The organism is Amycolatopsis sp. NPDC114478 (assembly GCF_055633805.1).
Genome location: NZ_JBVKDO010000009.1, coordinates 280,513 through 300,213 on the forward strand (window position 1 = coordinate 280,513; position 19,701 = coordinate 300,213).

The window sequence follows — 19,701 nt, forward strand, 5'->3', positions numbered from 1 at the left end:
GTGAGCGCAGGATGACGACTGCGGAGATGCTGCTGCGCCTGGGCAGTGGTGTCGGGCTGGGCACGGTGATCGGCTTCGAGCGCCAGTACCGGGCCCGGATGGCCGGGTTGCGCACCAACGCGCTGGTCGCGGCCGGGGCGACGCTGTTCGTGCTGCTGTCCGCCCACGGGTTCACCGGCGCGGGCGCCGATCCGACGCGGGTGGCGGCGCAGATCGTGTCCGGGATCGGGTTCCTCGGCGCCGGGGTGATCCTGCGTGAGGGCCTGACCGTGCGGGGCCTGAACACCGCGGCGACCCTGTGGTGCTCGGCGGCGGTGGGATCGCTCGCCGGCACCGGGCTGTACGTCGAGGCGACGGCGGGCACGGTCGTCGTGGTGGCGGTGAACGTGGCGCTGCGCCCGCTCGGGCGCGCGGTCGATCGCCGGCCGGACACCCGCGCCGAAACTCCCGCCACCTACACCTTTCGCGCGGTGACCCGCGACGACGCCGAGGCACACGTGCGCACCCTGCTCGTGCAGTCGTTGTCGCGCACGGATTTCGCGCTGCGGTCCATCGAAAGCCTCAACGCCGCCCACGACGGCCAAGTGGAGGTGCGCGCGGACCTGTCGGCCGAGCAGCGCGACGACAAGCAGATGGAGTCGGCGGTGTCCCGGCTGTCCCTGGAGCCCTCGGTGACCAGCGTCCGCTGGCAGGTCACCACCCCCGACCACGACGACACCGAGGACAGGTGAACCATGTCCTTGCTGCGAACCTTCCCGACCAAGGGCGTGCTCGCGCGACCGCGGCGCACCCTCGCCGACGTCGCGGTGTTCCTCGGCGCTGCCGCGCTGCTGTGGCTGGTGGTGCGCCTGGCGCACGGTGCCGCCGGTCCGTGGACACCGGCCACCGCACCGTCCACAGTGTCCACCGATCCGGCCGAACTCCCCTACTACGCCGGGCGTTCGCTGCTGCGGATGTTCCTCGCGCTGGTGGCGTCGGTGGTCTTCACCTTCGTCTACGCGACGGCCGCCGCCCGGCTGCGGCGCGCGGAGAAGGTGCTGCTGCCGGCGCTGGACATCCTGCAGTCGGTGCCGATCCTCGGCTTCCTGTCGGTGACGATCACCGGGTTCATCGCCCTGTTCCCCGGTTCGGAGCTGGGCCTGGAGTGTGCGTCGATCTTCGCGATCTTCACTTCCCAGGCCTGGAACCTGACCTTCGCGTTCTACCACTCGCTGATCTCCCAGCCGCGCGAGCTGGACGAGGCCGCCCGCGACCTGCGGCTCTCGCGGTGGCAGCGGTTCTGGCGGGTGGACGTGCCGAGCGGGATGATCCCGCTGGTCTGGAACGGGATGATGAGCTTCGGCGGCGGCTGGTTCTTCCTCACCGCCTCCGAGGCCCTCAGCGTCGACAACCATTCCTACGCCCTGCCCGGCATCGGCGCCTACGTCGCCGCCGCCTCCGACGAGGGCGCCCTGGGCAAGGTGCTGCTCGCCATCGCCGTCATGATCGTCATGGTGGTCGGGGTCAACGTGCTGTTCTGGCGACCGCTGACCGCCTGGTCCGAACGATTCCGGATCGAATACTCCGAGGCCGCCCAGGCGCCCCGGAGTCTCACCTTGGACCTGCTGCGCCGCTCCCGGGTCCCGGCCCTGCTGCGCCGGGTGTTCGGGCCGCTGGTGCACCCGATCGACCGGGCGATGGCCCGGTTCGGGCTCGCCGAACACCCGCTGCGGGTCTCGCCGGTGCGCCGCCGGGCCGGGGACGTCGTGTTCGCCGCGGCGGTGCTCGCGCTGATCGCCTACGGCTTGGTCCGGATGGTCACCTTCATCGCCGGCACCGCCGGGTTCGGCGAGGTCGCCCACGCCCTGCTGCTCGGGCTGATCACCTTCGCCCGGGTGCTCGTGCTGGTCGCGGCCGCGACGCTGGTGTGGGTGCCGGTCGGGGTGTGGATCGGGCTCGACCCCAGGGTGTCCCGGCTGGCCCAGCCGGTCGTGCAGGTGCTCGCGTCGTTCCCGGCGAACTTCCTGTTCCCGCTCATCACCGCCGTCCTCGTCGCGACCGGGATCTCGCTGAACTGGGGCGGCATCCTGCTCATGTCCCTGGGGGCGCAGTGGTACATCTTGTTCAACGTGATCGCCGGGGCCAGCGCGGTCCCCAACGACCTGCGCGAAGCCGCCGCCAACCTGGGGCTCCCGCGGAAGCTGTGGTGGCGCAGGCTGGTCCTGCCGGCGATCTTCCCCAGCTACGTCACCGGCGGCATCACCGCCGCCGGCGGTGCGTGGAACGCCTCCATCGTCGCCGAAGTCGTCTCCTACCACGGGCTCACCCTCACCGCGACCGGACTCGGTGCCTACATCAAGGACGCCACCAGCGCCGGGAACGCCGGACAGATCCTGATCGGTGTCGCGGTGATGAGCCTCTACGTCGTCGGCCTCAACCGGCTGTTCTGGCGGCGCCTGTACGCCCTGGCCGAACGCCGCTTCTCCCTGTCCTGAAACGAGGTTCCCCCGTGTCCCGCTCCGAAGTTCTCGTCGCCGTCGAGAAGGTCAGCAAGAGTTTCACCGGGCCGGCCGGCGATGAGCTGCGCGTGCTCGACGACATCACCCTCGACCTGCGCGCCGGCGAGATCGTCGCGCTGCTCGGCCGGTCCGGGTCCGGCAAGTCCACCCTGCTGCGCACCATCGCCGGGCTGATCGGCCCCACCAGCGGGTCGGTCCGCTACCGCGGCACCGACCTCAACGGCGCCAACCCCGGCACCGCCATGGTCTTCCAGACCTTCGCGCTCATGCCCTGGCTGACCGTCCAGGACAACGTCGAACTCGGCCTCGCCGCCCGAGGGATCCCGCCTGCACAACGCCGGGAACGCGCGCTCAAAGCCATCGACATGATCGGCCTCGACGGCTTCGAATCGGCCTACCCCAAAGAACTCTCCGGCGGCATGCGCCAGCGCGTCGGGTTCGCCCGCGCCCTGGTTCTCGAACCGGACGTGCTGCTGATGGACGAGCCGTTCTCCGCCCTCGACGTCCTCACCGCCGAAAACCTCCGCACCGAGCTCATGACACTCTGGGCGCAGGACGGCTTCCCCACCAAGGCGATCTGCATCGTCACCCACAACATCGAAGAAGCCGTCCAGCTCGCCGACCGCGTCGTCGTCCTCGGCGCCAACCCCGGCCACATCCGCGCCGAGGTCACCGTCGGCCTCCCCCGCCCCCGCGACCGCAGGACCCCGGCCTTCGAAGCCCTCGTCGACCAGCTCTACGACCTGCTCACCGGCCGCGAACCCGGGGAGACCGTGCCCGAACCCACCCAAGCCACCCCCACCGCGCGCCCCCTGCCGGCCGCGTCCGTCGGCGGGCTCGCCGGGCTCGTCGAGATCGTCTACGCCCGCGGCGGCCGCGCGGACCTGCCCGACATCGCCGCCGAAATCGGCTTCGAAGTCGACGACCTGCTTCCGCTGGTCGACGCCGCCGCCATGCTCGACTTCCTGTTCGTCGCCGGCGGCGACCTGCACCTCACCCCGGCCGGGGAAACGTTCACCACCGCCGACATCCAGGACAGCAAGAAGATCTTCGCCGAACAGGCTCGCGATCGCGCGCCCCTGGTGCGCACCATCCACAAGGCGCTGGCCGCCAGCGCCGACGGGAACCTGCGGGCCGGGTTCTTCCTCGACCTGCTCCGCCGCGGCTTCTCCCCCGAGGACGCCCAGCAGCAGCTCAACACCGCCATCGACTGGGGCCGCTACGCGGAACTGTTCGACTACGACACCGACACCGGCCAGATCACCCTCGACCCGGCCCACTGGGCAGCGACGGCCGCACATCGGGCATCCGCATGAGAACCGGACGGCCCGCCCCGAACCGGCACCGGGCGAGCCGACGCCGTGCCACCCTGGATGCCGGGCGGCGTCGAGAGGAGACCACCGTGCGGATCGCCGCGATCACGCTCACCGCGGGCGCGCTGCTCGCTGCCGTCACCGCCTGCACGTCGGATCCGTCCGGCCCGCAGCGGCTGTCCCCGGAGATCGTCGCCGACCCGATCGACCTCACCGAGTTCGCCGCCGCACCGTGCGGGCTGATGACCGCCCAGCAGCTCGCGCACTACTACGTCACCACCCCCGGCACCGTGCAGGCCGGCGCCTGCCGCTGGATACCCGGCGACACCCGGGGCCTGAGCTACCAGGCCGCCGTCGACACGACCAGCGGCGGGCTCGAAGCCCGCTACCAGCACCGCGCGGGCATCGCGGGATTCGAACCCACCACCGTGCACAGCTACCCGGGCATTCATCGCGACACCCGCGTCGGCCACTGCACCACCGAGATCGGCGTCGCCGACGACACGCTCCTCGTGGTCACCGTCGACGCGACCGACCCCGCACTCAGCGCCCGCACCGACCCCTGCGCCGAGGCTGACCGCTTCGCCGGAACTCTCATCGGCTACCAGGGCCACCGCGCGCCCTGAACGCCCGGGCGCAGGCGGACATCGCCGAGCCTGCGTCAGGCCGCCGGGGCGCCGATGAGCTGGCCGATGCCGAAGGTGACCGCGACCGCCAGCCCGCCGAGGACGAGCTGGCGCAGCCCGGACCGCAGGAGCGGCCGGCCGGTGAGCTTGCCGACCGTCATCCCGCCGGCCAGGAGCGCGACCGCGGTGATGACCAGCGATGCGATGAGGGTCCGGCCGCCGAAGAGGTAGGGCAGCAGCGGCAGCAGAGCCCCGACCGAGAACGCGACGAACGACGCTCCGCCGGCCAGCCACGCGGAAGGCAGGTCGTGGGGATCGACGCCGAGCTCGTCGCGAGTGTGCAGGCGCAGGGCCTGTTCCGGGTCGCGGGCGACCGCTTCGGCCATGGTCGTGGCGGTCTGGCGGTCGGCGCCGTAGGAAACGAAGCGGTCGACGAGCTCGTCGTGCTCCTGCTGCGGGAACCGGGCGTGCATGTCGGCCTCGAGGGCGACTTCGGCGTGCACGAGCTCGTTCTGGTTGGTGACCGAGACGTACTCCCCGGCGCCCATGGAGAACGCCCCGGCGACCAGCCCGGCCAGTCCGGTGAGCACGATCGTGTGCGGCGCGACCCCGCCGCCTCCCACTCCGGCGATCAGGGAGGCGTTGGTGACCAGTCCGTCCACGGCCCCGAACACGGTGGGCCGCAGCCAGCCGCCGGAGACGTCCCGGTGGCGGTGGGCCCAGCCCGATCCGGTCCCCGGCCTCGACGAGCGTGGTGCCGGGTCACGTTGAGTCATCACACCCGCGATTCTTGCCGAGGGCGCCGTGCTTCGCGCGTCGAGCCGCGGCGCGCGAGGTTCTCGACAGTCAGCATTGCGGGGACCCGGACGATTCCCCCCACAAATTTCCTTCATATTTCCGTACCTGTTACTTACGTCTCACGACCACCGCCCTCTCAGTGTCCTCACAGCGGCTGATCCATAACCTACCGTCGCCGCCGGCACCGCAGGGAAAACAGACCGAGGAGCAGGAAGCTTTGCCGCCCCACCAGTCCGGAAACGTCACGTGACGAGACCTTCTCGGCCAATGGGAAATCCCGCATTGAACCGCCGGCAGATCATCGCGGTCGCCTGCGCGCTGGGCGGCCTCCCCGCGTTGACCGGATGCGCCACGCCCGGCGCGAAGCCGAAATTCCCTCCCACCACGGCAAACTCGCGTGCGCTCGCACTGGTCTACCGCGGCCCCGCGGCCGACGCGGACTGCGCCGACGCACTGGCCGGTCTGCTGCGCGATTCCCCGGTCGAACTCGACGTTCACTTCGCCGGCCCAGGCGAACGGATTCCCCTCTCCGGGGAAACGCTCGGCAAAGCCGGACTTTACGCGCAGCCCGGCGGCGGCGACCTCGGCGACGGTTACCGGCACATGCGGGTTTACCGCGACTTGCTCCGCGCTTATGTCGACGGCGGCGGAACTTATCTCGGAATTTGTCTCGGCGGCTACCTCGCCGGCGCCGACCCGGGATTCGACCTGCTGCCGGTCCCGGTGGACCAGTACATCACCTCCCGGGCGGCGACCGTGCGCACCGAAGAGGACACCGTCGTGCAGGTCGAATGGAATGGCCGTCGGCAACTCCTGTTCTTCCAGGACGGACCGGCGTTCCCCGCCGACGGCCCCGCGACGTCCGAGATCGTCGCCACCTACCCGAACGGCCTCGCCGCCGCGCTGATCGCGCGCTACGGCCGCGGACTGGTCGCGGTGTCCGGTCCGCACCTGGAAGCGACCGCCGACTGGTACCAGGCCTACGACCTCGCCCAGCCCGGCGATGCCCTCCGAGAACTCGGCTTCGACTTCGTCCGACGTCTGGTGCGGACCTGACCGCCCGGGCCGTATCCCCCATTCCCGACAGTTGCACCATCGCCACACAGAACGGAATCCAGTGAGCGAGGACCTCTCGATCTCCCTCGAGGACACCGCGCGCTTCGGCACAGTCCCCCTCGGCAAGCCGCGACCCGGGCGGCTGCACGAATTCTTCGAACGCGCGTGCGACGAAACACCGGACGCCGTCGCGCTGGAATGCGGCACCCACCGGCTCACCTACCGCGAACTGGAGGCGCACGCCAACCGGATGGCCCACGTGCTGATCGCCCGGGGCATCGGCCCGCACGCCCGGGTGGGCATCCTGGTACCCCGCTCGCTCCCGATGTACGTGACGCTGCTCGCGGCCCTGAAGACCGGCGCGACGTTCGTCCCGATCGATCCGGCGGCCCCCGCCGACCGGGTCGCCTACGTCGCCGCGGACGCGGCACTCGACCTGCTGGTGGTCGCCCCCGAGCTGGACGCCGCCGCCCACGGCGTCGGCTGCCCGGTGCTGCGGCCCGGCGACCTCGCCGCCGAACTCCGCCAAGCCAGCTCCGCCCGGCCGTTGCTGTGGCCGGCCGGCGACGAACCGTGCTACGTCATCTACACCTCCGGATCCACCGGCCGCCCCAAGGGCGTCGCGGTCGGCCAGCCGAGCATCTGCAACTTCATCGACGTCGTCGCCGGCATCTACGGGGTTCGGCGCACCGACCGCGTCTACCAGGGCATGACGATCGCGTTCGACTTCTCGATCGAGGAGATCTGGCCGACCTGGGCCGCGGGCGCGACCCTGGTGGCCGGGCCGACCGGCGCCGACCGGATCGGCAGCGGCCTCGCCGAGTTCTTGCGACGCAACCGCATCACGATCCTGTACTGCGTCCCCACGGTGCTGGCCACCGTCGATGGCGAGCTGCCCGGTGTCCGCACCCTGCTGGTCGGCGGCGAGGCCTGCCCGGCCGAGCTGGTCCAGCGGTGGAGCCGGCCCGGTCGGCGGATGCTGAACACCTACGGCCCCACCGAGGCCACCGTCACCGCGACCTGGGGCGAGCTCCGGCCCGGCCGTCCGGTGACCATCGGCCGGGCCCTGCCGACGTACCGGATCGTGCTGCTGGACGAGGACCTGCAACCGGTCCCGGACGGCACGGTCGGCGAGATCTGCATCGGCGGGCCCGGCGTCGCGGCCGGCTACCTGAACCGGCCGGAGCTGACCGCCGAGCGGTTCCTCGACGACCCGCGGATCACCGGCGGCGGACGGCTCTACCGCACCGGCGACCTCGGCCGGGTGCTCCCCGACGGCGAGATCGAGTACCTCGGCCGGGCCGACAGCGAGGTGAAGATCCGCGGCCACCGCATCGACCTGCAGGAGATCGAAAGCGTCCTCATGGAACACCCGGGGGTGGCGGTCGCGGCCGTCACCCCGCATCCGGACGCCCCTACCGAAGAACTCGTGGCGTACCTGAGTTTCACCCGCGCCCGACACGACCACGACGCGATCATCGGCCGGCTGAGCGACACCCTGCGGCAGCGGCTGCCGCCGTCGATGGTGCCCGCCTACGTCGACACCCTCGACCGGCTCCCGATGATGCCCAGCGGCAAGGTCGACCGCGCCCGGCTGCCCCGCCCCTCCGGCGCCCGCTTCCACAGCGGCCGCGCGACGACGGTGGCCGCGGCCACCGACGCCGAACGGGCGCTCGCCGCGGTGTGGGCCGAGCTGTTCGGCACCGCCGGCGTTTCGGTCACGGCCGACTTCTTCCTCGACCTGGGCGGGCATTCGCTGCTGGCCGCGCGGGCGGTGTCGATCCTGCGTGACCGTGGCGTGGCACCCGGTGTGTCCGTGGCCGACGTCTACGCACACCCCACCATCCGCGCCCTGGCTTCCACCCTGCCCGGCCGGACGGCCCAGGCGCCGCGTGCTTCCGCGCCTCGCGCGGACCGGCGAACGACCACGTCCCGCCTGTTCGGTTGCGGCGCGGCGCAGGTCGGCGCGCTCAGCGCGATACTCCTGCTGCTCGGTGCCCCGGTCGCGGTGGTTCTCGGGTGGTCGGCCGGTGTGCTGTCCCTCGGCACCGTCTGGACCGTGATCGCCGCCGCGGCCGTGACCTACGTCGTCGGGCGGTTCGGACTCCCCGTGGCCGGAGTACGCCTGCTGTCGCGCCGGGTGCGCCCGGGAGAGTATCCGCTGTGGAGCGTCGCCTACCTCCGGGTGTGGCTCATCCAGACGCTGCTCGCGCTGGCCCCGCTCACGACGATGAGCGGAAGCCCGCTGCTGCCTTGGTACCTCCGGCTGCTCGGCGCCCGGGTGGGGCAAGGCTGCCAGCTGGCGAGCGCGAACCTGTCGCTGCCGTCGATGCTGACGATCGGGGACGACGTCAGCGTCGGCTACGGCGCGCACCTGCAGGCCTACCGGGTGCTGGACAACCGGCTGCACATCGCGCCCGTGGTGCTGGACGATCACGTCTTCGTCGGCGCGAACGCGGTCGCCGGGCCGGGCGCGGTGCTCGGCGCCGGTGCGGGTTTGGCGGAGATGTCCGCCGTGACGGCCGGACAGCACATCCCGCCGGGCCAGTACTGGTCCGGTTCGCCGTCGCGACGCTGCGCGCGGATCGACCCGCTGATCGCCGCGTTGCGCTCACGCGTGAGCCGACCCCCGTCCCGGCCGTTGCTGGCCGCCTTCGGCGCGGCCTGGCTGATGGTCGAGCTGTTGCCGCTGATCTTCCTCGCGCCGTCCGTCGCGCTCGGCAGCTGGGCCTACCTGACCGACGGCGTCGCGGGTGGCTGGTGGGCGTGCCTGCTGGCCGGCCCGATGTCGGTGGGCACCACGTGCCTGGTGGTGTTCACGGGCAAGCGGCTGGTGCTGCCGGCGACCCCGCCCGGCATCCACCGGGTGGCCTCGTCGTTCGGGGTGCGCAAGTGGATCGCGGACAAGCTCCTGCAGGCGAGCCTCGCCGCGACGAACTCGCTCTACTCGACGCTGTACACACCAGGATGGCTGCGGGCGCTCGGAGCCCGCATCGGCCCGCGCGCCGAAGTTTCGACCGCCTCCCAGCTCGACCCGGGCCTGCTCACCCTCGGCGCGGAAAGCTTCGTCGCCGACATGGCCGCCGTCGGCGCCGCCACCTACTGCCACGGGCACGTGGCGCTCGCCGGCACCACCGTCGGCAGTCGCTCGTTCATCGGCAACGCCGCGTTCGTGCGCTCGGGTACCGCCGTCGGGGACGGCTGCCTGATCGGCGTGCACACCCGCGCACCGGAGGACGGCAGCCCGGACGGCACGTCCTGGCTGGGCACCCCGCCGATCCGGCTGCCACGCCGCCAGGACAGCGGCTCGTTCGCCGAGGAGCTCACCTTCCGGCCGACCCGGCTGCGCGTGCTCGAACGACTGGTGATCGAGTTTTTCCGCATCGTCGTGCCGGGCAGCCTGCTGGCCACGGCGGGCTATCTCGTGCTGCTCGTGCAGCTGTGGGCGGCCCGCACGGCGGGGCCGGTCGCGGCGGTCGGCGTCACCCCCGTCGCGGGCCTGCTCGGCGGGTTCGGTGTGGTTCTCGCGGTCGCCGCCGTCAAATGGCTCGTCGTCGGCCGGTACCGGCCACGGGTCGAGCCCCTGTGGAGCCGGTTCGTGCGGCGTACCGAGTTCGTGACCGCGTTGTACGAAACGGCCGCCGTGCCCGCGCTGCTCTCGACCCTGGCCGGCACACCGCTGCTCGGCCCGGTGCTTCGCCTGTTCGGCGCCGAGATCGGCAAGCGCTGCTGGATCGCGACCACCTACTTGACGGAGTTCGACCTCGTCCGGCTCGGAGACGATACGTGCGTCGGCGCCGCGACGTCGTTGCAGACGCACCTCTTCGAAGACCGGGTGATGAAGATGTCCACTGTGGACGTGGGAGCCGGGGCGAGCATCGGCGCGCGCACGGTCGTCCTCTACGACAGCGAGGTCGGCAGCGACACCGTCGTCGACGCGATGTCCTTGGTGATGAAGGGTGAACGGCTCCCGGCGGGCACGGCCTGGCGGGGCATCCCCGCCCGCGGGATCTCCGAGGCCGTCACTTGAACAGGCTGACGGCCCGCGACACGACGACGGCGAGGGTGACCAGCGAGACCGCGGACTGGCTGAGCATCAGCATTTTCGCCCACCGCGACATCGGCATCACGTCGGTCGGGCTGAACGCGGTCGCGTTGGTGAAGGACAGGTAGAAGTAGTCCACGAAGTGCGGTTCCCAGTCGGGGTGCAGCTCCGGGTCTTCCATCTGCGGGAACCGGAAGTCCGGCCGGGGCCGTTCGCCGAGGGCTCGCGAGACCGGGCCGCCGCGGTCCCATTCCCAGTACCACAACGCGAACGCGATCACGTTGGTCAGCCAGATCGCGCCACCGCTGCCGAGCAGCGGCCCGGGTTCCTCGCCGGCGCGCGCGGCCAGCAGATCGACCACCAGCAACGCTGCCGACCAGCCGTTGGCGAGGCTGATCAGGGCGATCAAGGCCACCGACAGCGGCCGCAGCCACGGGTGGCCGCGCGAGATGCGGACCGGGTTCAGCACGATCAGCACCGCGACGAGCGCGACCTCCAGCACCGGCAGCAACCAGTGGGGCCGGAAGGCGAGCCGGTCGGGCAGGACGAGCTGCAGCGTGACCGCGAGCGCGATCGCCAGCGTCACGACCCACCGCTGCTCGCCGCGGGTCACCCGCAGCCAGGCCGGTGCGCGCTTGGCGCTGTCCGCCACGACGTGCGCCGCATCGGACACCGGGTGCGCGCCGTGGCAGAGCAGCTCCTCGAGATGCGCCAGTTCCACGCGAACCGACCGAAGCCGCTGCAGGTGTTCCGGGTCTGATCGTGCCCCGTCCATCGGGTGTCCTCTCACTGCGTCCACAGGTATGCCGACGCGAATGTATCGAGCAAGCCCCTGTGAGGACGCTGAGACGCCCTGCCTACCGCGATAGGCGTTTGCCGGACGAGCGGGTTTCCCCCGGCCGCTTCGGCTCAGGTGCGCTCCCCATCGAGGTCAACGACGGACTCCACATCAGCAACCCGATGGCACCGCAGAACAGGATGACGGCGACGATCACGACTGCGGTCATCAGGCCCCCTTCCACTCGAATACGCGCGTCCGACATTAGGACAAAGCGGTTGAGTAGACGCTGAGCGAACCAAGGGCCAACCGTCGGCGACAGCCGCGGCGCCGCGAGTCAGTCGTCTTACGGGTCGTCGCGGTGGATCGCGCACGTCGCCGTGGACCCCCGTGCTCGGCCGCTTCGAGCCCGATTATGTGCGCGGACAGGCCGCTCACCTGCAGTTCTTCGGAGCCGCTGCGGCCGGGCCCGCCAGGACCTCGCGCAGCAGCGCGGGTCGGCGGCACCTCACCTGGCCGACTGCGCCGCCACCGCCGACCAGGTCTGGCGCTTCCCACCCGTCACCCTTTACGGGTCCGGCTTGCCCAGCAGGACGTCGACCTTCTGGACGTGCGCCGGCGCGGCGAGGATGTCGTTCATCCGCTCGAGGATCTCGACCGACTCGATCCCGGGCGCCTCAGACCCTCAACTCGCCGCGCTGAGGATGGCCTCGGCCACCACATCGGGGTGCACCAGGGGGACGGCGTGGGTGGAGTCGACCTCGACGACGGTCGAACCGGCGCGCTCGGCCATCCACCGCTGGGCCTCGGTGGGGATCGACCTGTCCTGAGTGGACACCACCACCCAGGACGGCAAGGTGTGCCAGCTGGCGGCCTTCGCGAAGCTGCCTTCGAGGGTGACCGGGTCGAACGGCTTCTGGGCGGCGGAGAGGACCTTCCGGTCTCGCTCGCTTGCGTCGCCGGCGTAGACCTCGCCGAACTTGTCCGGCCGGAGGTAGATCTCCGCACCGCCGGGGTACTCCCGCACGACCAGGTTGTCCGGGATCAGCAGGCTGCCCGGGAACTTCCCGTTGAGCGCGCCCGCGGTCTCGCCCGCGTCCTGCTGGAAAGCGGTGACGAACACCAGCGACCGGACCTCCGCGGTCAACGCGTCCGGAGCCGAGATCACCGACCCCGCGTAGGAGTGCGCGGCGACCACGAGCGGGCCGTCGAGGGTGCCCAGGAACTGCTTGAGGTAGGCGACGTCGCCGTCGAAGTCACGCATCGGCAGAGACGGCGCGATGACGGGGTGGCCGGCGTCCTGGAGACGCACGGACACCCGGCGCCACACCGAGGCATCGGTCAGCGCGCCGTGGACGAGGACGAAGGTCGGCTGGTTCATGGGTTCGATCTCCTGAGGTCGGCTCGGTATGGCACCGAGTCTCGCCCTGGGGGATCCCCGCGGACAGTGGCAGTACTGCCGATTATCGAAACGTTGCTGCCAACACTCACGCGCGGTCGAAGGTGAACGCCTTCCGGTGCTCGCGCGGCGAAACGCTCGTCGCGCGCCGGAACTGCACCCGCAGGTTGGTCGCCGTGCCGAACCCGACCCGGCGCGCGATGTCTTCGACGGAAAGCTCCGAGTTCTCCAGGAGCTCCTTGGCCCGGGCGATGCGCTGGTCGCGCAGCCACGTCAAGGGCGGAGAACCGATCTTCTCGCGGAAGTGCCGGTGGAAGGTCCGCTCGGACATGGCGAACCGCGTGGCCACGTCTTTCACCGACAAGTTCTGCTCCAGCGACACGAGCATCCACTGCTGGGCGCGCGCGATGACGTCGTCGCCGGGCGGGACGGCCGCCTTCTCCACGAACTGCCGCTGGCCGTCGGCCGGCCGCGGCGCCATGACGATGCGCCGCGCGACGTGCCGCGCGGCCGCCGGTCCCAGGTCGACGTTCAGCAGGTGCAGGCACAGATCCACGCCGGCGGTGACACCGCCCGAGGTGAGGACCGAGCCGGTGCCGGCCACGAGCACCGACTGGTCGACCGTGAGCGCCGGGAACCGCTCGGCGAGTGCCTCGCACAACGACCAGTGCGTGGTCACGGTCAGCCCGTCGAGGATCCCGGCCCGCGCCAGGGCGAACGCCCCGGAGCAGATGGACACCATCCGGACGCCCCGGCGACGCGCCCCCACCAGCGCCCGCAGCAGCGAGCCGGGCAGCTCACGGTCCACCGCGTCGGCGTACCCGGGCACGACGATCGTGTCCGCCCGGCGCAGCAGCTCCAGCCCGCCGTCCGGCACCACCGAGGTCCCGCCGGCCACCGGCACCGCACCGCCGCCGACGGACACCGTGACGAGGTCGTAGGCCTCCGACGCCTCCCGGCCGAAGACATGGACCGGGATCGCGTAGTCGAGCGGCAGGACCTCCTCGAGGAGGACGACCGCCATCCGGTGTCGGGTCATGGCAGCATCCTAACGATGCGCGGTGATACTGCCAGGGGGTTACCCGCACCTCCCGAGCGCTACCGAACGTGACACCGCTCCTACAGCCGTCCGGGCAGCGGTGGTGCACCGACGAACCCCATCTGCGCTCAGGCCATGGACGGGCGAGAGGTGGGTGCCTACGTTCCCATCCACCAGAAGGGAGTTACTGTTGCACACTCGAAGAAAACTGTCCGCGATCCTCACCACGCTGGTGGCGGTGGCGGCGACGACGCTGGCGGGCGGCGCCACCCCGGCCGCGGCCTCCGGCCCCGCTCTCCTCCCCCTCTCCATCACCAACAACACCGGTCGCGCGGACGCGGTCCACCTCTACGTCCTCGGTGTCGACCTGAGCACCGGCAAGCTGGGCTACGTCAACGCGGGCGGCAACTTCACCGCCTGGGGCCCCGGTGGCACCCCGCCGGTTCCGGCACCCGACGTCTCCATCCCCGGCCCCGGCAACGGCGGCACCACGACCATCCAGGTGCCGCGCGGCGTCTCCGGACGCGTCTACTTCTCGCTCGGCGAACGCCTGAAGTTCTTCCTCGCTCCGGGTGGTCTGGTCCAGCCCGCCCCCTGGGCGGGCGGCGACGCCAACCGCGACGTCCTGTTCGACTGGAGCGAGTTCACCTACAACGACGCGGGCCTATGGCTGAACAGCTCCCAGGTGGACATGTTCGCCGTGCCCCACACCGTGAGCGTGACGACCGGATCCGGTGCCGTGAAGTCGACCGGCACGCTGGTCCCGGGCGGCCGCGACAACGTCATCAACGGCATCCAGGCCCAGCCCGGCTGGGCGGGCTCCGTCCAGACCCGCTCGGACGGCACGGTGCTGCGCGTCCTGGCCCCGGGGAAAGCGGCCGACGCCGGCCGGCTCGGCAGCGGCTACCTCGACTCATACATCTCGTCGGCGTGGAACGCCTACACGGGCAAGGTGCTGACCGTCGTCCCGTTCGCCGACCAGCCGAACACCAAGTACTTCGGCCGCACCTCGGGCACCGTCATGACCTTCACCAACGGCGCCGGCCAGCAGGTGGCGTCGTTCACCAAGCCCAGCTCGGCGAACGTCTGGGGCTGCGACGGCGCCCTCGGTGCCCCCAACGACCAGGTCGTCGGGCCGATCGCCCGCACGCTGTGCGCCGCGCTCAACCGCGGCACCCTGGGCACCGTCGACACGCAGCCGGGCGGCGCCGGCGCCGACTTCTACCGGAGCGACCCGACCAACCAGTACGCGAAACTGGTGCACGGGAACATGGCCGACGGCAAGGCCTACGCGTTCGCCTTCGACGACGTCGGCAACTTCGAGTCCCTGGTGAACGACGGCAGCCCCCGGGCCGCGGGCATCACCCTGAACAGCTTCACCGGCGGCGGGTCGCACTCGTCCGGCACCAGGCTGATCAGCGACTGGAACGGCAAGTGCGTCGACGTGCCGAAGCGGAACTTCGCCGACGGCGTCCACCTGCAGACTTTCTTCTGCAACAGCACCGTCGCCCAGGACTGGACGTTCACCGGTGACACGCTGCGGGTCCCGAACAACATGTGCATGGACGTCGCCTGGGGTTCCCGCGAGAGGGGCGCGGCCATCCAGATCGCCACCTGCAGCGGCAACCCCGCGCAGCAGTTCGTCCTCACCCCGGCCGGCGACCTGGTCAACCCGCAGTCCGGCAAGTGCGTCGACATCAAGGCGTGGAACGGCGACGACCGGGCGCCCCTCATCCTGTGGGACTGCACCGGCGGCGCGAACCAGAAGTGGCACCGAGGCTGACCCCTGGAGATCGCGTGGTGTGGTGACCCGGGCTCACCCCGATCGCCACACCACGCGGAGGTATCGGGTGTTCACGCCCGAGCCGTCGTGACCGGTTCCGGCCGGACGCCGTCACCGAGCGGAAGCCCTTCTCCAGCAAGGCGTCCAGCGTGGCGAGCTCGGCCGGGGTGAGCGCGGCCAGCACCGACGCTTGCGAGAGCTGATCGACCCCGAAACCGAGCAGGAGGTCATCGCCGCGCAGCTCGAGCGCCGGATCCGCGGTCATGAACCCATCTCCACTGCATGCGCCGCACCGATGGACAGCCTGGTGACCTGACTCAGCCGGCCTGCCGCTTACCTCGCGGAGTGCTCGCCAGCCAATACAGGCTTCCCTGGGGTAGCCAGTCAACGGCCTCGCAGTCGCGGACAACGCGTTCCACGGTGTCTTCAGTCCTCGATTTCCATGGCTCGAACCCGACTTTCCCCAGCTCGCCCACCACCATCAGGTCGTTGCGGAGCAGGAAGTCGAGAGCGGAGGTGAAGAACGCTTTGAAGTGGACACTGGACTGCGGAACGACGTCCAGGGCGTTGGCGATCAGCCAGTCAATCGGAATCCAGTCGTCAAGGCCATCCGCGAGAGTAGTGGCTACGACCTGATCGATCTCGGCTGCTGCACGCTTTCCTTCGTCATCCATCGAGGTGAACCTTCAGTTTCTCGGGGCGAACAGGGAAGATGTCGATCGTTTCGCCACCCGACTCTGAGTCTACTCGCCACTGCATTGTCGTACCGTCATTCAACTTGAACACATCTGGGATCTTGCCCTCTCCGCGGGGCGGAAGCTTCTGCGCCCCTGCGGTCCAATGGTCAAACAACGTGCGCAGCTCACTGACGGTGGCTACCACCTTGACCGTCTTCTGCTTCCCCGGAGGCAGCGCCTCCCACGCTGCGCGCCAATCTTTACCGCCGTTCTTCGCGGCGATCTCGATCGCGCGCGCCACCTTAGCTGCTTTCTCGACCGCAGTGAGCTTGTTGAGGACACCGCCCGCGCCGGGGACGGCGGCCATGCCGTAGATGGCACGTTCGAACCCGTCGAGCTCCTCCTGGGTGAACGCGTCCTTCCCGGCGATCGCCTCGACCGCGTTCTTGATGCTGCCCACCCCGGGGATGAAGTCCGCCACGATCGACAGCAGCGCGGACACTTCAGGATTCATCGACCCGCTGTGGGTCGGGTGGCCGAAGGCTTCGTCGAAGTCGAACTTGATGTCCTTCAGCGACACCCCGCCCACCGGTTTCCACGGTGTGGCCTTGAACGCGTCCAGCGTCTTGTTCGCCGCCGCGAGGGTCTTGTTCGCCGCGTCCAGCTCACGCTTCGCTCCGGCGAAGTCGCGGCTGGCGCCGGCCAAGTCGGCGCGGATCCGCGGCGCACCGTCGTTCAACACGGCCGAGGCCTGCGTAATGCCGGCCACAGTGGCGTCCAGCGCGCGGTTGTTGGCTTCCAGCGCGGCGACATCGATGTGGATATCCAGGGCCGGGATCGCGTTGATCCTCGCCACAAATTCCTTCGCGATCTGAACGAGCTCGGGCAGCGACTTCGCCACTACCGCCGTCGCGACCGCGGCGTTGTGCAGCTGCTCGCGTGCCGCATCGAGCTGGTCCAGAACCCGCTGCGCCTCGGCGGGGTCCCCGGAGTCGAGCGCTTTGCCGAGATGAGCGGTGATCTGGGCAGCCTGGCCGAGCTCGTGCTCGGCGATGTCCAGGGTGCCCTGGCGCAGCTGGCCGAGGACCAGCGCGCCGAGCTCAGTGCGGGCTGCGTCACGCAACAGGCTCTGGGCCGCGGCCGTGTCCTGCTTGACCTGGTCGGCGACCTTGCATACCGACAGTTCGGGATGCCGGTCGCACAGGCCTGCCGCCTGAGCCGGTGCGGGCATCGCCAGTAGCGTCAAGACAATCGCGGCGATCAGGCCGGCGATCGTCACCCCCCTCATGGGACGGGACTGGGAATGCACGTGTTTCCCCCTCTTGTCGCCTATCTGTACGACGACAGAACATACGACACAACACCGGATCGACGCCCATACTTCGGTCGCAATGCGGAGAACCCACCGTATTTTTGCGGCCTACCCACACCCTTGGCGGATGCACCTCAGGTATGCCGCACCTACCGCCACAGACTTCTGAAGAGTTCAAATAAGAGAGAGAGAAGGAATAGTTTCTTTTTGCGGGACGCGACAGCGATCCCAAGCTCGCAGACTGGGGCGATGCTCGTAACCCTGTTGGCCGGTTCTGTGCTCGTCGGGCGGTTCATCGAGATCTACGGGTGATTGCCGACACGCGCCTCAAGACGCAGCGACCGGCAGCACGGGGGAAACAGAACCAAGTGCTTTGCCAAGCACCCCGATCGGACTGGTCCTCGGGGTGGACACAGATGCTCTCGGCATTGTGACAGATGGAGCGTCACCGCTCAGTTGACAGTGCACCACCATCTGCCTCTGAGCCGAGGCCTTGATCTCGCAGCACATCCAGGCTCGAGAAGGTGGTAGCTGCGCGGGTCCACACGTCCGGTGCCGGGGCTGTGTCGTCGAGCGAGTAGCCCTCCGGCGTAGCCGCCTCGAGTATTCGTTCCGGCGCGAGACCGAGCGTCGGCGTTTCACTCGTCACATCATCATCACAACTCGGCGATCTCCCCGGAGCCACCGGCACTGCCAGGATCGCCACGGCAGTCTTCGGAACGCATGCCGTCGGATCTGCGCGGTCGCGAAGGACGGCGGCAAGGAATCGCTCGCGATCGTCGACCAGCCGCACCTGTGCATCACGCGCGAGCTGTGGTGGATGTTGAAGACGGTGGACCGGAACCTGCTCAAGCGCAAGGCCGTCCAGCCGTGAGGCCTGCTGATGTCCACGATGTACCAGTCCAGTGAGGACTCAACCTGGAAACCCTCGACCAGTAGGCGAAGGCGATCAGGGAGGGCCGGACCCGCTCGGCGCGGCTGCGACTGGATGTCGGCTCCCATGCCCCCAGATGCACTGCCGGGTCCTCTGTGTACCCGGCCGACGGCTGCGGGCTCGCCGAGACATCAGGGCTCCGGTTCGATGACTTCGAGTAGATCGGCGTCAGACCAGCGATCCGGTTCCCTTGTCGGCTTCGCGTGTTGTGCGCACCACCGTGAGCGCAACCGCCAGGCCGACCGTCGGGGCGACCGTCGCGCCCAGCACGGCACGGAACAGGATCTCGCCCGGCGAAAGCAGCAGCACCAACAGGCTCAGCCCGGCCACGACCGCCCACACCGTCGCCACCCGGCCAGCCTGCTTCCGCGCGACCAACACGGACGCCATGAGCATCGTCCCCGCCAGCGCGACGCCCGACCAGCCCAGTCCGGCCATCGCCCACGCCGGCACCACCACCTTTTCCGGGTAGAGCAGATGGAACGTCAACGGCCCGGCACCGTACGCCATCGCCCCGGCGAGCAGTCCGGCGACCAGGGTCGCGCATGCGCCGAGCGCCACGAGCCGCCGCAGCCGTCGTGCTCCGCCCGGCTGATACACGGCCCGGACGACCGCGGGCACGGCGAGGGCCTGAATCGGGGCCAGGACCAGCAGCAGCGGGGACCGCAGCAGTGACACCGCCAGGAACAATCCACTCAGAACGTCCTCGCTCCCGTTAGGTGCGACCAGCTTGACCACCACCGGGTAGCCGGTCAGCACGCTCGCGGTCAACCCCGCGCTGACAATCAACCCCAGCATGCGCCGCCAGAGCGCGCCCCACGGTTCGCGTGATGGTTCTTTCTGAATCAGGCCGAGGACCTGGGAAAGAAACGGCAGCCACATGCACGAGCCGGCCGCTACCGCGATCGACAACCAGGTCAGCCCGCCGAGCCCGGCTGCGAGGAACGCAGTGAACACTAGCAACCGGCCGCCCGCTTCAGCCAGCAGAATCGTTGAGTAGGAACCGGTCGCCCCAGCGCCGATGAACAGACCCCGTATCGCGTACAGCGCGGGAAACGCGATCACCGCGCCCCCGGCGACCAACGCGAGTTCTCGATGCTCCCCGAACAGCTGCGCGTTGGCCACCGGCACCGCCAGTACCGCGACCACCGCGATCGCGACGGCCTGCGTCACCGCGAGCGCCCTGATCGTGCCCGAGTCCGGCCGGCGGCCCGCCGCCACGGCCTCTGCCGCCTGCCGCGACACCTCCTGCTCCACCGGTGACAGGGCGCTTCCCACACCCATCACCAATCCCCAGAAAGTGAGGAACAGCGCACCCTCGGCCGCGCCGAGATATTCGGTGGCGCCGATCACCAGTGCGTACCCCATCGCCGAGGTCGCGAGCACCGTCACGCCGAGTCCCCCGACAACGCTCGCACGAGACCATCGGTTCCGGCGCATTGG

General features: G+C 70.1%; 16 protein-coding genes. 8 read left to right on the forward strand and 8 right to left on the reverse strand.

Annotation, left to right across the window (positions count from 1 at the left end):
* Positions 1-11: 11 nt before the first annotated feature.
* The 4 genes from ACZ7OH_RS25875 (at position 12) to ACZ7OH_RS25890 (ending at position 4,437) form a co-directional block, all read left to right on the forward strand.
* A complete protein-coding gene (locus ACZ7OH_RS25875) occupies positions 12-731 on the forward strand; it encodes an MgtC/SapB family protein (protein ID WP_470283125.1) in 720 nt (239 codons plus the stop codon).
* Between the two features lie 3 nt (positions 732-734).
* Entirely contained in the window at positions 735-2,474 is a 1,740-nt protein-coding gene (locus ACZ7OH_RS25880; protein ID WP_470283126.1) for an ABC transporter permease, read from the forward strand.
* A 14-nt stretch (positions 2,475-2,488) separates the two neighbouring features.
* The gene (locus tag ACZ7OH_RS25885; protein ID WP_470283127.1) at positions 2,489-3,814 is read left to right on the forward strand and encodes an ABC transporter ATP-binding protein; all 1,326 of its coding nucleotides are present in this window, start codon (positions 2,489-2,491) and stop codon (positions 3,812-3,814) included.
* An 86-nt stretch (positions 3,815-3,900) separates the two neighbouring features.
* A complete protein-coding gene (locus ACZ7OH_RS25890; RefSeq protein WP_470283128.1) occupies positions 3,901-4,437 on the forward strand; it encodes a DUF3558 domain-containing protein in 537 nt (178 codons plus the stop codon).
* Positions 4,438-4,472: 35 nt separating this feature from the next.
* Here the strand turns inward: ACZ7OH_RS25890 and ACZ7OH_RS25895 are convergent, their stop codons facing one another.
* A complete protein-coding gene (locus ACZ7OH_RS25895; protein WP_470283129.1) occupies positions 4,473-5,213 on the reverse strand; it encodes a VIT1/CCC1 transporter family protein in 741 nt (246 codons plus the stop codon).
* A gap of 289 nt (positions 5,214-5,502) precedes the next feature.
* On the opposite strand from ACZ7OH_RS25895, the gene ACZ7OH_RS25900 reads away from it, so the two are divergent.
* Together ACZ7OH_RS25900 and ACZ7OH_RS25905 are read left to right on the forward strand one after the other, a co-directional pair.
* Positions 5,503-6,291, forward strand: coding sequence for a BPL-N domain-containing protein (locus ACZ7OH_RS25900; RefSeq protein ID WP_470283130.1), 789 nt, complete (start codon positions 5,503-5,505; stop codon positions 6,289-6,291).
* Positions 6,292-6,352: 61 nt separating this feature from the next.
* Complete coding sequence (locus ACZ7OH_RS25905; RefSeq protein WP_470283131.1) at positions 6,353-10,321, forward strand: Pls/PosA family non-ribosomal peptide synthetase; 3,969 nt, start codon at positions 6,353-6,355, stop codon at positions 10,319-10,321.
* Here the strand turns inward: ACZ7OH_RS25905 and ACZ7OH_RS25910 are convergent.
* From ACZ7OH_RS25910 to ACZ7OH_RS25925, 4 genes are all read right to left on the reverse strand, one after another.
* A complete protein-coding gene (locus ACZ7OH_RS25910) occupies positions 10,314-11,057 on the reverse strand; it encodes a hypothetical protein (RefSeq protein ID WP_470283132.1) in 744 nt (247 codons plus the stop codon). The genes ACZ7OH_RS25905 and ACZ7OH_RS25910 overlap by 8 nt on opposite strands.
* Before the next feature lie 136 nt (positions 11,058-11,193).
* Positions 11,194-11,343, reverse strand: coding sequence for a hypothetical protein (locus tag ACZ7OH_RS25915; RefSeq protein ID WP_470283133.1), 150 nt, complete (start codon positions 11,341-11,343; stop codon positions 11,194-11,196).
* A 456-nt stretch (positions 11,344-11,799) separates the two neighbouring features.
* Positions 11,800-12,495 (reverse strand): alpha/beta fold hydrolase, encoded by a 696-nt coding sequence (locus ACZ7OH_RS25920; protein ID WP_470283134.1) that lies wholly within the window; start codon positions 12,493-12,495, stop codon positions 11,800-11,802.
* Positions 12,496-12,601: 106 nt separating this feature from the next.
* Complete coding sequence (locus ACZ7OH_RS25925) at positions 12,602-13,552, reverse strand: GlxA family transcriptional regulator (protein WP_470283135.1); 951 nt, start codon at positions 13,550-13,552, stop codon at positions 12,602-12,604.
* A 190-nt stretch (positions 13,553-13,742) separates the two neighbouring features.
* Between ACZ7OH_RS25925 and ACZ7OH_RS25930 the strand changes: the two genes are divergently transcribed.
* Both ACZ7OH_RS25930 and ACZ7OH_RS25935 read left to right on the forward strand, forming a co-directional pair.
* Positions 13,743-15,335 (forward strand): beta-1,3-glucanase family protein, encoded by a 1,593-nt coding sequence (locus ACZ7OH_RS25930; RefSeq protein WP_470283136.1) that lies wholly within the window; start codon positions 13,743-13,745, stop codon positions 15,333-15,335.
* Positions 15,336-15,525: 190 nt separating this feature from the next.
* The gene (locus ACZ7OH_RS25935) at positions 15,526-15,651 is read left to right on the forward strand and encodes a hypothetical protein (RefSeq protein WP_470283137.1); all 126 of its coding nucleotides are present in this window, start codon (positions 15,526-15,528) and stop codon (positions 15,649-15,651) included.
* A 1-nt stretch (position 15,652) separates the two neighbouring features.
* Here the strand turns inward: ACZ7OH_RS25935 and ACZ7OH_RS25940 are convergent, their stop codons facing one another.
* The 3 genes from ACZ7OH_RS25940 to ACZ7OH_RS25950 form a co-directional block, all read right to left on the reverse strand.
* The gene (locus ACZ7OH_RS25940; RefSeq protein ID WP_470283138.1) at positions 15,653-16,009 is read right to left on the reverse strand and encodes a hypothetical protein; all 357 of its coding nucleotides are present in this window, start codon (positions 16,007-16,009) and stop codon (positions 15,653-15,655) included.
* Entirely contained in the window at positions 16,002-17,291 is a 1,290-nt protein-coding gene (locus tag ACZ7OH_RS25945; protein WP_470283139.1) for a pre-toxin TG domain-containing protein, read from the reverse strand. The genes ACZ7OH_RS25940 and ACZ7OH_RS25945 overlap by 8 nt, the downstream gene beginning before the upstream one ends.
* A gap of 1,135 nt (positions 17,292-18,426) precedes the next feature.
* A complete protein-coding gene (locus ACZ7OH_RS25950; protein ID WP_470283140.1) occupies positions 18,427-19,650 on the reverse strand; it encodes a hypothetical protein in 1,224 nt (407 codons plus the stop codon).
* Between the last annotated feature and the right edge of the window lie 51 nt (positions 19,651-19,701).